At 62.4% G+C, this 13,353-nt stretch carries 13 protein-coding genes; 3 read left to right on the plus strand and 10 right to left on the minus strand.

What is annotated here, in order from left to right:
- A complete protein-coding gene (locus tag I5S59_RS14900) occupies positions 1–1,602 on the plus strand; it encodes an arylsulfatase (RefSeq protein ID WP_197877303.1) in 1,602 nt (533 codons plus the stop codon).
- Here the strand turns inward: I5S59_RS14900 and I5S59_RS14905 are convergent.
- Entirely contained in the window at positions 1,574–2,281 is a 708-nt protein-coding gene (locus I5S59_RS14905) for a Crp/Fnr family transcriptional regulator (RefSeq protein ID WP_197877304.1), read from the minus strand. The two genes, I5S59_RS14900 and I5S59_RS14905, sit on opposite strands and share 29 nt — an antisense overlap.
- Before the next feature lie 90 nt (positions 2,282–2,371).
- On the opposite strand from I5S59_RS14905, the gene I5S59_RS14910 reads away from it, so the two are divergent.
- A complete protein-coding gene (locus tag I5S59_RS14910) occupies positions 2,372–2,896 on the plus strand; it encodes a DUF962 domain-containing protein (RefSeq protein WP_197877305.1) in 525 nt (174 codons plus the stop codon).
- Between the two features lie 11 nt (positions 2,897–2,907).
- Here the strand turns inward: I5S59_RS14910 and pcaC are convergent, their stop codons facing one another.
- The 9 genes from pcaC to pcaR all read right to left on the minus strand — a co-directional run bounded on the left by pcaC (position 2,908) and on the right by pcaR (position 12,407).
- The gene (pcaC, locus tag I5S59_RS14915) at positions 2,908–3,300 is read right to left on the minus strand and encodes a 4-carboxymuconolactone decarboxylase (protein ID WP_197877306.1); all 393 of its coding nucleotides are present in this window, start codon (positions 3,298–3,300) and stop codon (positions 2,908–2,910) included.
- 10 nt (positions 3,301–3,310) lie between these two features.
- Positions 3,311–4,102: a 3-oxoadipate enol-lactonase gene (gene pcaD, locus I5S59_RS14920; RefSeq protein ID WP_197877307.1), complete on the minus strand. Its 792-nt coding sequence runs from the start codon at positions 4,100–4,102 to the stop codon at positions 3,311–3,313.
- A gap of 10 nt (positions 4,103–4,112) precedes the next feature.
- A complete protein-coding gene (locus I5S59_RS14925; RefSeq protein ID WP_197877308.1) occupies positions 4,113–5,477 on the minus strand; it encodes a 3-carboxy-cis,cis-muconate cycloisomerase in 1,365 nt (454 codons plus the stop codon).
- A gap of 19 nt (positions 5,478–5,496) precedes the next feature.
- The gene (locus I5S59_RS14930; RefSeq protein ID WP_197877309.1) at positions 5,497–6,786 is read right to left on the minus strand and encodes an MFS family transporter; all 1,290 of its coding nucleotides are present in this window, start codon (positions 6,784–6,786) and stop codon (positions 5,497–5,499) included.
- A 119-nt stretch (positions 6,787–6,905) separates the two neighbouring features.
- Complete coding sequence (gene pcaF / locus I5S59_RS14935; protein WP_197877318.1) at positions 6,906–8,111, minus strand: 3-oxoadipyl-CoA thiolase; 1,206 nt, start codon at positions 8,109–8,111, stop codon at positions 6,906–6,908.
- Positions 8,108–8,887 (minus strand): CoA-transferase subunit beta, encoded by a 780-nt coding sequence (locus I5S59_RS14940; protein ID WP_197877310.1) that lies wholly within the window; start codon positions 8,885–8,887, stop codon positions 8,108–8,110. The genes pcaF and I5S59_RS14940 overlap by 4 nt, the downstream gene beginning before the upstream one ends.
- Positions 8,884–9,744, minus strand: coding sequence for a CoA transferase subunit A (locus I5S59_RS14945; RefSeq protein ID WP_197877311.1), 861 nt, complete (start codon positions 9,742–9,744; stop codon positions 8,884–8,886). Before I5S59_RS14945 ends, I5S59_RS14940 begins: the two co-directional genes overlap by 4 nt.
- Positions 9,745–9,902: 158 nt before the next feature.
- Complete coding sequence (locus tag I5S59_RS14950) at positions 9,903–11,249, minus strand: MFS transporter (protein ID WP_197877312.1); 1,347 nt, start codon at positions 11,247–11,249, stop codon at positions 9,903–9,905.
- Between the two features lie 282 nt (positions 11,250–11,531).
- Positions 11,532–12,407: an IclR family transcriptional regulator gene (gene pcaR, locus I5S59_RS14955; RefSeq protein ID WP_197877313.1), complete on the minus strand. Its 876-nt coding sequence runs from the start codon at positions 12,405–12,407 to the stop codon at positions 11,532–11,534.
- Positions 12,408–13,009: 602 nt separating this feature from the next.
- Here pcaR and I5S59_RS14960 point away from each other — a divergent pair.
- Complete coding sequence (locus I5S59_RS14960; protein WP_128323968.1) at positions 13,010–13,210, plus strand: hypothetical protein; 201 nt, start codon at positions 13,010–13,012, stop codon at positions 13,208–13,210.
- The last annotated feature ends 143 nt before the right edge of the window (positions 13,211–13,353 follow it).

The raw sequence follows: 13,353 nt of genomic DNA on the forward strand, positions 1-13,353 counted from the left end.
ATGAGCCAACGCCCCAACTTTCTGGTCATCGTTGCCGATGACCTGGGATTCTCCGACCTCGGCGCCTTCGGCGGCGAAATCAGCACGCCGAACCTGGACGCCCTGGCCACCGCCGGCCTGCGCCTGACCGACTTCCACACCGCCCCCACCTGCTCGCCCACCCGTTCGATGCTGCTGACCGGTACCGACCACCACATTGCCGGTATCGGCACCATGGCCGAAGCACTGACCCCGGACCTGATCGGCAAACCCGGTTACGAGGGCTACCTCAACGACCGCGTGGTGGCGCTGCCGGAACTGCTGCGCGAGGCCGGTTACCAAACGCTGATGAGCGGCAAATGGCACCTGGGCCTGAAAGCCGAACTGGCGCCCCATGCCCGCGGTTTCGAGCGCTCGTTCGCCCTGCTGCCCGGCGCGGCCAACCATTACGGTTTCGAGCCGACCTATGACGAGCAGACCCCGCGCCTGCTCAAGTCGACCCCGGCGCTGTACATCGAAGACCAGACCTTTGTCGAGGAACTGCCTGAAGGCTTCTACTCCTCCGACGCCTTTGGCGACAAGTTGCTGCAGTACCTCAAAGAACGCGACCAGAGCCGTCCGTTCTTCGCCTACCTGCCCTTCTCTGCCCCGCACTGGCCGTTGCAGGCGCCGGCCGAAGTGGTTGCACGTTACAAGGGCCGTTATGACGCAGGCCCGGAAGTGTTGCGCCAGGAGCGTCTGGAAAAACTGCGCGCGCTCGGCCTGATCGCCGCCGACACCCGTGCCCATCCGGTCGACAACCACTGGGCCAGCCTTACTGACGAGCAGCGCCAGCGCTCGGCGCGGTCCATGGAGGTCTACGCGGCGATGGTCGAGCGCATGGACTGGAACATCGGGCGTGTGCTGGACTACCTGCGTAATCAGGGGCAACTGGACAACACCCTGGTGCTGTTCATGTCTGACAACGGTGCCGAAGGCGCCCTGCTCGAAGCCTTCCCCAAGTTCGGCCCGCACCTGGCCAGCTACCTGGACCAGCACTACGACAACAGCCTGGAGAACATCGGCCGGGCCAACTCCTACGTCTGGTATGGCCCGCAGTGGGCCCAGGCGGCCACCGCGCCGTCGCGCCTGTTCAAGGCCTTTACCAGCGAAGGCGGCATTCGCGTGCCGGCGCTGGTGCACTACCCTGCGCTCAGCCGTCAGGGGCAGATCAGCCATCAGTTCAGCACGGTGATGGACATCACCCCGACGCTGCTCGATCTTGCCGGTGTACGCCATCCAGGCACCCGCTGGCGCGGGCGCGATGTCGCCGCCCTGCGTGGCAAGTCGTGGCTGGGTTACCTGTCGGGCGAAACCGAGCAGGTGCACGACGAAAACACTGTGACCGGCTGGGAACTGTTCGGCCGCCGGGCGATTCGCCAGGGGCAATGGAAAGCCGTGTACATCCCCGGCCCGGTGGGCCCGGCGACCTGGCAGTTGTATGACCTGGCCAATGACCCCGGCGAGATCGACGACCTGGCCCTGGCACAACCGGCCAAGCTCAGCGCATTGCTCGGTGAATGGCAGAAGTACGTTGAGGAAACCGGGGTGATCCTTAGCGAATCACCGTTCCAGCCGGACTAGTCAGCGCCTGCAGACGGGCGGGGTCGAGAATCTCGATCTCGCCATAGCCCAGGCGCAGCGCCCCTTCCTGCTGCAGCGACTTGAGGATCTGGTTGGTGGTCTGCCGCGACAGCGACAACATCAGTGCCAATTGCTCCTGCGACAACTGCAACACCCGCCGGCTGCTGTCCACTTCGCCGTAACCGGCAGCGATCTGCAACAATCGATGAGCGACGCGCGGGGCCGCAGCCAACAGGCTTTGCTGCTCCAGTTCGACGAATACCCAGCGCAGTTTCTGGCTCATCAGCAATGCGAAGTCGCGCCAATGCTCAGGCTGTTGCCGCAACAATGCCAACAGCGCTGCCTGCGGCACCCAGACCAGACTGACCACGCCTTCTGCCTGGGCATCGTGGGTGCGCGGCTGACCGTCGAACAGACTGATCTCGCCAAACCACTGCGGCGCCTGCACCAGTGTCAGCAGTGCCTCTTTGCCCTCCCGGCTGACCGCTCCGACGCGCATGGCTCCGCTCAATACCGCGTACAGGCCGCACGGCGCATCGCCGCGCTGGAACAGGTACTGCCCGGGTGCCAGCTCACGCAGCCGGGCAACGTCCAGCAGACTATCCTGAAGCGATAACGGTAACTGCTTGAACCAGTGGCCCTGGAGCAATGTCTCGCGCCAGATGGGATCACGCTTCATAACGCCTCTGAGGTCAACTCTGTCGCCTAGCCGACAGACAGCCAAAATGTCTGCAGGGCATGCTCAGGCCACCCTACAGGAGGAACAAGAATGAAAAACCTGGTCGAACACCTGAGTCAATACGCAGCCTACCACCGTGACCCGCGCAACATTGCCACCCACTTCATCGGCATCCCGATGATCGTGGTCGCGGTCACCGTGCTGCTGTCCCGCCCGGGGCTGGAACTGGCCGGGACGTGGCTATCACCGGCATTGCTGGCGGCGTTGGCATCCGCCTGGTTCTACCTGCGTCTGGATCTGCGCTTCGGCTTGGTCATGGGGCTGCTGCTGGGCTTGTGCCTGTGGCTCGGCCAGGTGCTGGCGCTGCAGAGCACGATGGTCTGGTTGAGTGCCGGGCTGGGCTTGTTCGTGGTCGGCTGGGTGATCCAGTTTGTCGGGCACCATTATGAAGGGCGCAAACCGGCGTTTGTCGACGACATCAGCGGCTTGATCATCGGGCCGCTGTTTGTGGTGGCGGAACTGGCGTTCCTGTTGGGGTTGTGCCCGGAATTGAAGCAAGCCATCGAGCGTAATGCCGGACCCGTAGCGATCCGGCAAAAGAATGCGGCTATCTGAGTAGCACGCGTCTACGCCCGCGATTCAACGCCCAGCTCGTCCCACACTGACTCGGCCAAATGGAACGTCGCATTGGCCGCCGGGATGCCGCAGTAGATCGCGCTCTGCATCAGCACTTCCTTGATCTCCTCGCGCGTCACGCCGTTGTTGGCGGCGGCGCGCAAGTGCAGCTTGAGCTCTTCATTGCGGTTCATGCCGATCAGCATGGCGATGGTGATCAGGCTGCGGGTGTGCCGCGGCAAGCCTGGACGGGTCCAGATATCACCCCAGGCGTGGCGGGTGATCATTTCCTGAAACTCGCTGTTGAAGTCGGTCAGGTTGGTCAGGCTGCGGTCGACATGGGTATCGCCAAGTACCGCCCGACGCACCTTCATGCCTTCTTCGTAACGTTGCTTCTCGTCCACGACAGGTTCCTCAGCGGGCCAGCAGAAAATCGATGACGCGGCGGCTGAACGGCTCGCCGACTTCAACGTTGGACAAGTGCGCCGCATGGAACTCGGCGTATTCGGCACCGACCACATGTTCCTGGATGAACAGGCTGCCGGCCGGTGGCGTCACGGCATCTTCGGTGCCGGCAATGGCCAGCAGCGGTACACGGATTTCACCCAGCTGATCACGGAAGTCGGCATCGCGTACAGCGCCACAGTTGGCGGCATAGCCTTCAGGCGAGGTGGCGGCGAGCATGTCGGTAATGCGCTTGGCCTGCTCCGGATGCGCTGCGGCATAAGCGGGGGTAAACCAGCGGGCGATGGACGCATCGCGCAGGCCGATCATGGCTTGCTGGCGATCACGCAGGACCATTTCGATACGCGGGTTCCACACATCGGGGTTGCCGATCTTGGCCGCAGTGTTGCAGACGATCAGGCGGTTCAGGCGCTCACCGGCATTGATGCCCAGCCACTGGCCGATCAGGCCACCCATGGACAGGCCGCAAAAATGCGCGCGCTCGATGTTCAGGGCATCCAGCAGCGCCAGCACGTCCTGGCCCAGTTGCTCGATGCTGTACGGGCCTTCGGTTACCAGCGAACCGCCATGGCCACGGGTGTCGTAGCGCAACACCCGAAAGTGCGCGGCAAAGGCCGGCACCTGGGTATCCCACATGTGCAGGTCGGTACCCAGTGAGTTGGACAGCACCAGCACTGGCGCATGCTCAGGCCCGTCGAGTTGATAGTTCAGTGCGCCATCAGCGAGTTGTACCTGTGCCACAGCAGCCTCCTCAGGCATTGAATTGGTGGTGTTCAGCCAGCGCACGCTCGACCCAGACACGTGCCTGGCCGAGGTAGTGCGCGGGATCAAGCAGACGGTCGAGTTCGTCTGCCGAAAGTTCGGCGCTCACTTGCGGGTCATCGCCGAGTACGGCGCGCAGGTGGCGTTGTTCAGCCACTGCCCGTTTGCAGCAGGTTTCCAGCAAATGATGGGCGGTGTCGCGGCCCAGGCGCTGCGCAAGGACGATGCTCACCGCCTCGGCCAGCACCAGGCCCTGGGTCAGGTCGAGGTTGTGACGCATGCGCGCTGCGTCGACCTGCAGCCCATCGGCAATGATCCGCGCCTGGTGCAAGGCACCCGAGACCAGGCAGCAGATCTCCGGCAGGGTTTCCCACTCGGCGTGCCACAGCCCCAGGCTGCGTTCGTGCTCTTGCGGCATGGCGGCAAACAGTGTCGATACCAGCCCCGGCACCCGTGTTGCCGCACCGATCAATACCGCCGCACCCACCGGGTTGCGTTTGTGCGGCATGGTCGAGGAGCCACCCTTGCCCGGCGCTGCCGGCTCGAACACTTCCCCCGCCTCGGTCTGCATCAGCAGGCTGATATCGCGCCCCATCTTGCCCAGGCTGCCCGCAATCAGGCCAAGCACCGCAGCAAACTCCACCAGACGGTCGCGCTGGGTATGCCAGGGTTGCTCCGGCAGTTGCAGGTCCAGTTGCAGGGCCAGCGCTTCGGCGATTGGCAAGGCCTTGTCGCCGAGCGCAGCGAGGGTGCCGGAAGCACCACCGAATTGCAGGGTCAGCAAGCGTGGCTTGAGCTCTTGCAAACGCTGGCGATGTCGGGTCAAGGCACCCAGCCAGCCCGCGATCTTCATGCCCAGGGTGACCGGCGTTGCATGCTGCAGCCAGGTGCGCCCGGCCAGCGGCGTGTCGGCATGGGCACGGGCCTGAACGACCAGGGATTCGGCCAGTTGCTGCAGGTCGGCTTCGATCAGGTTCAAGGCCGCGCGCAGTTGCAGAACCAGGCCGGTGTCCATCGCATCCTGGCTGGTAGCCCCCAGGTGTACATAACGCTCGGCCTCGGGCACACCGCTGGCGATCACCTTGCCCAGCGCCTTGACCAGCGGAATCGCCGAATTGCCGGCAATACCGATGGCCTCGGCCAAGGCCGCAAAGTCGTAGCGCTCGGCCTGGCAAGCCAGCTCGATAGGTGCCACGGCGACCTGAGGAATCACCCCAACGGCCGCCTCGGCGCGGGCCAGGGCCGCTTCGAAATCAAGCATGCCCTGGACCCGGCCACGGTCGGAAAACACTTCACGCATGGCGTGCGCGGTGAAGTAGGCATCGAACAACTGATTGCCCGGTCGCGGGTTCATCTACACGTCCTTCAACAGGTCAATGATCGTGGTGCAGGTAAGCGGCCTGCTTGGGCAGGCGCAAGCTGAACAGGAAGGCAATCGCCATCATGGCGGTAACGTACCAGTAAAAGGTGTTTTCCATGCCCATGGATTTCAGCCCCAGCGCCACGTATTCGGCCGAGCCGCCAAAGATCGCGTTGGCCACGGCATAGGCCAGGCCCACGCCCAGCGCACGCACCTGCGGCGGGAACATCTCGGCTTTGACCAGGCCGCTGATCGAGGTATAGAAACTGACGATGCACAAGGCCAGGGTAATCAGCACGAAGGCCAGGAACGGACTGGTGACCGTTTTCAGCGCCATCAGGATCGGCACGGTGAATACGGTACCCAGGGCGCCGAACAGCAGCATCGAATTACGCCGGCCAATTCGGTCGGAAAGCATGCCGAACAGCGGCTGCATGCACATGTACAGGAACAGCGCGCCGGTCATGATGAAGCTCGCTGTCTTGGCGCTCATGCCGGCCGTGTTGACCAGGTACTTCTGCATGTAGGTGGTAAAGGTGTAGAAAATCAGCGAGCCGCCAGCGGTGTAACCCAGCACGGTGATAAACGCCGCCGTGTGGTGGCGGAACAACCCGGCAATGCTGCCGGCCTCTTTGTCGTTACGGGTTTCGGCACTGCTGGTTTCCTCCAGCGAGCGACGCAGGAACAGCGAAATCAACGCTGCAATCGCGCCCACCACAAAAGGAATCCGCCAGCCCCAGGCGCGAAGTTCATCTTCGGTCAGGATCTGCTGGAGAATCACCACTACCAGCACAGCCAGCAACTGGCCGCCGATCAGGGTCACGTACTGGAACGAGGCGAAGAAGCCGCGTTGACCACGCAACGCCACTTCACTCATGTAGGTCGCAGTGGTGCCGTATTCACCGCCCACCGACAGGCCCTGGAACAGGCGCGCCAGCAACAGCAGGGCCGGAGCCCAGGCGCCAATCGAGGCGTAGGTCGGCAGGCAGGCAATCACCAGCGAGCCGGCGCACATCATCAGCACCGAAATCATCATGGAATTCTTGCGGCCATGACGGTCGGCTACCCGGCCAAACAGCCAGCCACCGATCGGTCGCATCAAAAAGCCAGCCGCGAACACCCCTGCGGTGTTGAGCAATTGCACCGTGGGGTCGTCGGAAGGGAAAAACGCCGGGGCAAAGTAAATGGCGCAAAAGGCATAGACGTAGAAGTCGAACCATTCGACCAGGTTGCCCGAGGAGGCGCCGACGATGGCGAAAATGCGCTTACTGCGCTCCTCACCGGTGTAATAGGCTGATGTCATGACAGTTCACTCTTGGAGGGTAGTTGAAGTCTAGACACAACTAGTAACACCCTCGTTCCACACAACAATCACCCCGGCGTACGACCCTGCGTGGGAGCCGTACAGCCGGGGTCATTGGTTTACACGCGCTCGATGGCCAGGGCCAGGCCCTGCCCGACGCCCACACACATGGTCGCCAGACCCTTGCGGCCGCCGGATTTCTCCAGCTGATGCAGCGCGGTGAGGATCAGCCGTGCGCCGCTCATGCCCAGCGGGTGCCCCAGGGCAATGGCGCCGCCGTTGGGGTTGACCTGCGCGGCGTCGTCGGCCAGGCCCAGTTCACGCAGCACTGCCAGGCCCTGGCTGGCGAAGGCTTCGTTGAGCTCGATGACATCGAAGTCGCTGACAGCCACACCCAGGCGCTCGGCCAGCTTGCGCACTGCCGGCACCGGACCGATACCCATCACGCGTGGCGCAACACCGGCGCTGGCCATGCCCAGGACGCGGGCACGTGGGGTCAGGCCGTGCTTTTTCACCGCCTCGGCCGAGGCCAGGATCAGTGCGGCGGCGCCGTCGTTGACGCCCGAGGCATTACCGGCGGTGACAGTTTTGTCCGGGCCGTTGACCGGCTTCAGACGTGCCAGGGCTTCCAGCGTGGTGTCGGCCCGCGGGTGCTCGTCCTGATCGACGATGGTCTCGCCTTTCTTGTGAGCGATGCGCACCGGCACGATTTCTTCCGCGAAGAAACCGGCAGCCTGGGCGGCGGCGGCTCGTTGCTGGCTACGCAGGGCAAAGGCGTCCTGATCGGCGCGGGAGACCTGGTAATCGTCAGCGACGTTGTCGGCCGTCTGCGGCATGGCATCGACACCGTACTGGGCTTTCATCAGCGGGTTGATGAAACGCCAGCCGATGGTGGTGTCTTCCAGCTTCATGTTGCGCGAGTAGGCGCTGTCTGCCTTGCCCATCACAAACGGTGCGCGCGACATCGACTCGACGCCACCGGCAATCGCCAGCTCCATCTCGCCGCTGGCAATGGCACGAAAGGCAGTGCCCACCGCATCCATGCCGGAAGCACAGAGACGGTTCAGGGTCACACCGGGAACACTGTCTGGCAGACCGGCCAGCAACAGCGCCATGCGTGCGACGTTACGGTTGTCTTCACCGGCCTGGTTGGCGCAGCCCAGGAACACTTCGTCCAGCTGATCCCACTGCACCTGCGGGTTACGCTCGATCAGCGCCTTGATCGGCACCGCGGCCAGGTCATCGGCACGCACGCCGGCCAGCGCGCCGCCGAAGCGGCCGATGGGCGTACGGATAGCATCGCAGATAAATACGTCACGCATCAGGCTTCTCCTGGCGCTTGGCCGTGAGCGGCAGCGGTGCGTGCTTCAAGATCACGCAGGGCGGTCAGCTCGACTTCGTTGGGCTCGGCCGTGGTCTCGACGCTGTCGGCAAAACGAATGGCCCAGCCGGTGGCAGCAATGATCTGCTCGCGGGTTACGCCCGGGTGGATCGACGTCACGATAAATTCGTTGGTGCCGGCTTCCGGCTCCATGATGCACAGGTCGGTGATGATGCCCACCGGCCCTTGGCCTGGCAGGCCCAGGCGTTTACGCGAATCGCCGCCTTCGCCATGCCCCACCGACGTGATGAAGTCGAGCTTGTCGACAAAGGCGCGGTTCGACTGTTTGAGGATGATCAGCACCTGCTTGGCGGAACCGGCAATCTCCGGCGCGCCACCGGCGCCAGGCAGGCGCACTTTCGGCTGATGGTAATCACCGACCACGGTGGTGTTGATGTTGCCGAAGCGGTCAACCTGGGCGGCACCGAGGAAACCCACATCAATACGGCCACCCTGCAGCCAGTAACGGAAAATTTCGCCGGTCGGCACTACGGTGTCGGCCGTTTCCGCCAGCTCGCCGTCGCCGATGGACAGCGGCAGAACGCTCGGCTTGGCACCGATCGGACCGGATTCGTAGATCAGCACCACGTCCGGCGACGAGGTCAGGCGCGCCAGGTTGGCGGCCTTGGACGGCAGGCCGATGCCGACGAAGCAGACGGCACCATTGCGCAGACGACGGGCTGCGGCGACGGTCATCATTTCATTGGTGGAGTAGCTCATTGTGCAGCCTCCGAAGCGCGGGCCAGTTTTGCCTTGAAGTCGTTGAAATCAGTGGTGCCGCGAATGTATTCGTCAATCCAGGCGGTGAAGGCTTCGCGATTGCGCGCAATCGGGTCCCAGGCCTGGTAGAAACGGTTGTCACGCTCGTAGTAGCCATGCGCGTAGGACGGGTGCGCGCCGCCTGGCACCAGGCACACGGCCGACAGTGCCCAGGTAGGCAACACGCAGGCATTCATCGGGGCATTGAGGTCATCGACGATTTCTTCGACGGTGACGATGCAACGCTTGGCTGCCAGCGCGGCTTCTTTCTGAACGCCGAGAATGCCCCAGAGCAGCACGTTGCCCTTACGGTCGGCCTTCTGCGCGTGGATCACGGTGACATCCGGACGTACCGACGGCACGGCGGCCAGCACTTCACCGGTGAACGGGCACATGACGCTCTTGATCAGCGGGTTGACCTTGGGCAGGTCGGAGCCGGCGTAGGCACGCAGTACGGCGAACGGCAGGCCCGAGGCACCGGCAACATAGGCGTTGGCCAGGTCCGCGTGGCTGTGCTCTTCGATTTCCATCGGTTGTGGCCACTGCTTTTCCACCGCATCGCGCAGACGGTGCAGCGAACCCACGCCAGGGTTGCCACCCCAGGAGAAAATCAGTTTGCGGGCACAGCCGGCGCCGATCAGCTGGTCGTAGATCAGGTCAGGCGTCATGCGTACCAGGGTCAGCTCTTTCTTGCCCTGACGAATGATTTCATGCCCGGCGGCGGTCGGAATCAAGTGCGTGAAGCCTTCGAGGGCGACGCTGTCACCGTCGTGGACAAACTGCTTCACGGCGTCGTGGAGCGAGAGGATTTCAGCCATTGCAGACTCCTGGATATGCTGAGTCGAGGTCGGTGTGCATGGCGCCGTGAACGGCGCCGGTATGGGGTCAGATTAAGACGGGGCATTTCCCCATTCAATCCGATAATCGACTATCTGTTCGATTATCGAACATATTGTTACCTAGCTAATGATGGCTCTCAGGTGGCATCGGCGTGGCTGACCACACCCTTGATGATCACCGCCACCGTGGCCAATCCGGCCGGAATCACCAGCGCTGTCAGCACCTGTTCGAAGTTCCAGCCCAGGCCCAGCAAGGTGGCGCCCATCCAGGCACCGAGAATGGCGCCAAAGCGACCGATACCGAGCATCCACGAGACGCCGGTGGCGCGACCCTGGGTCGGGTAAAAACGCGCCGCCAGAGACGGCATGGCCGATTGCGCACCGTTGACGCACATACCGGCAATCAGCACCAGGGTCGCCAGCAAGGTGATGTTGCCCAGGCTCTGCCCTACGGCATAGGCAAATACCCCGGCGAGCAAATAGAAGGTGCCGATGACTTTGTGCGGGTTGTAACGGTCCATCGCCCAACCGACGGCCACCGCACTCAACACCCCGCCAAACTGGAACAAGGCACCAATAAAGGCAGCCTGCTCCATGCTTGCGCCGCTGTCGCGCATCAGCGTCGGCAACCAGCTGGTCAGCAGATAGACAATCACCAGGCCCATGAAGTAAGTCAGCCACAGCAGCAGCGTGCCGACACTGTAGGTACCGGAAAAGATCACCGCGAAAACGTTGCGGGCCTTGACGGTCTTCTGCTCCGGTACGCTGAAGCTCGCTGCCTGGGCAACGATGGATGGCTCGATCGGCGCCAGGGTCTTGCGCACTTTGTCGGTACCGCGGTCGCGCACCACCAGGTAACGCGCCGATTCCGGCAGCCAGACCAGCAACACCACCGCCAGCAGCAGCGGCAACACCCCGCCGATCAGCAGGAGGCTGTGCCAGCCGAACATCGGGATCAGCTTGGCCGAAATGAAGCCACCTCCGGCCATGCCCAGGTTGAAGCCGCAAAACATGCTCGTCACCAGCAACGACTTGTGCCGCTCAGGGGTGTACTCGGAGAGCAAAGTCGTGGCGTTGGGCATGCCGGCACCCAGGCCCAGGCCGGTCAGAAAGCGCAGCACCAGCAACTGGTCAACGTTGGTGCTGTAAGCCGACGCCAGGCTGAAGGCACCGAACAGCACCACTGCCCCGACCAACACCACTTTGCGCCCGAAGCGGTCCGCCAGCGGCCCCGAACCCAACGCACCGAACACCATGCCGATCAGCGCAGCGCTCATCACCGGGCCAAGGCTGGCACGGTCAATCCCCCAGTCCTGGGACAACGCCGGGGCGATAAAGCCCATGGCGGCGGTATCCAGGCCGTCGAGGAAAACAATCAGGAAACACAGGATGACCACGCGCCACTGATAACGTGACAAGGGTTGGTTGTTAATGAAGGACTGCACATCAAGGCAGTTGCCAACAGCAGCTTGGGGACTGTTCATTATTTTTATCCAGATAAAGCGCGCAGGTGTGCGGGTGCGCGCGAAAACGGCACAGACGGAAAGAATCAGGAGATATTGAAACGTCAGCTACCGCGTCGTCTCAGCGTCGACAGGCAGGTGCGGTGCGGTGAAGGGAAGTGGGTCATGGGGCATACGCCTCTCGCTCATTATTATGTTCGGTCAGGGGCAGTTGACCGTTGCGAGGGACATTAATAAGAGGCTGAAACCTGCGCAATTCGATAAACGCAACTCTGTGCGTTTATCGAACAGGAATGCGCTGTATCAGACAAACAACTGGGCACTCAGGTCGCGGCTGGCGGCGAGCATGATCGGCAAAAAGCGTTGTTCAAGTTCAGTACGGCTGACCCGACCGGCATGGGTACTGACATTCAAGGCAGCCAACACCTGCCCGGACGCGTCGTAAACAGGCACGGCAATCGAACGAAGGCCCTGCTCCAGTTCCTGGTCGACCACACACCAGCCTTGCTGACGCACTTGCTGCAGGCATTCGAGCAGCGCCACCGGATCGTGGATGGTGCGGCTGGTCTTGGCTTGCAGGTCGGCATGCTCCAGGTACTCATGCAAGGTTGCATCGTCCAGCGCCGCCAGCAGAATCCGGCCCATGGACGTGCAGTAGGCCGGTAACCGGCCGCCGACCGAGAGGTCCACGGAGATCAGGCGCTGGACGGTAGCCGAGCGGGCTATATAAAGGATGTCATCGCCTTCGAGGGTGGCCATGTTGCAGGCTTCGTGCAACTGATCGCTCATGCGGTCCAGGTAGGGCTGGGCCGACACCGCCAGGGGAGTCGACGACAGGTAGGCATGGCCCAGGGTCAGGACCTTGGGCAGCAATGAGTAGGTGCGCCCGTCGGTGGTGGCATACCCCAGCTTGATCAAGGTATGCAGGCAACGACGGACGGCAGCACGGGGAATTTCCGTACGGTGGCTGATCTGGGCAATGGTCAGGTGCCGCTTGCGCTCCTGAAAGGCCTGGACCACCGCCAGGCCACGGGCCAGTGAGGTCATGAAATCGGGGTCACCGGTAAACGCCTGGATACGCCTGGCCGGTGACGCGACGATGGGCGGCGCCAACGACGCAAACGACGTGCGCACCTGATCGTTCAATCCGGGCCCTTTGGGCGTTGTATCTTCTGTCATGGCTTACCTCGGCACACAGTCTCTGGGGCGATTATCGAACCAACGACCGATAATCGCAATTGACCGCTACCCTCAATTGCTTATACCTTTCCACCGCCACTATGTGGCTTCTTGGAGAGACTGGTCAGGTACCCACCGTAGAAGTCCCAGGCACGGCCTTGCCCCCGAAGCGAGGCCGTTTTTCCCTCTTCGGGCTTTATTGCCAGGCGCCTGACAAGATTGCAGGGCCGACACATGCGCCACGCGCCTGTTCACCAGCATTAACAGTCGTGTAACAAAAGCCAACCTTTGTTGTCATTTACCAAACAATATTGATTGGCACAGTGATTAAACTTGCTTGCTATAATAAAGTTCAGTACCCAATGCCTTGCAGGTCGTTGTAGGATCCAACCTACACTTGGCTGAAGTGTTTTCGGGAACCGACCCACTGCAAGTCTGGTCACATAGAGTGCTCGGTCACTCGTTATGACTTGCCTATTAAAAACCTACTGTTGCTGCGACAGTCATGCCGCTCTGGCAGCGTAGCCACGTGCAACTTGTGCCTGTGCACAGCGTTCTCACGTGTTAACGCCGGAGTTTATTCACAACCAACAGGTAGCACTGTGACGAAAGACGAACTGCGCGCGGAACTTGAGCGCCAGGAACAACGTTACAAGGAAGTTTACGGCGGGGAAGTCACCACCTACGCCGCCCAACCGGACCCGGAGCGTAAGCCTTGGCGCAAGCGCGCCACTATTCATGACCAGGCGTTCGCCCAGGAACTGCAAAAGATCGAGAAAGAACTCAAAGCCGACGAGTCCTGACCGTCGTCCGCCCCGCCCGCCGCGGGGGCGGGGGGGGGGGGGGGCTGGTAAAAATGAGGCCGGGGGGTACGGTCACAGCGGTAACCCCGTGGGGACCGCGTGGGCACCAAATTAAGACCGAGGGGTGGATAGTGATTTGAGGA

This window comes from Pseudomonas alkylphenolica, from assembly GCF_016009175.1.
In the GTDB taxonomy this organism is placed as follows: Bacteria; Pseudomonadota; Gammaproteobacteria; order Pseudomonadales; family Pseudomonadaceae; genus Aquipseudomonas; species Aquipseudomonas alkylphenolica_B.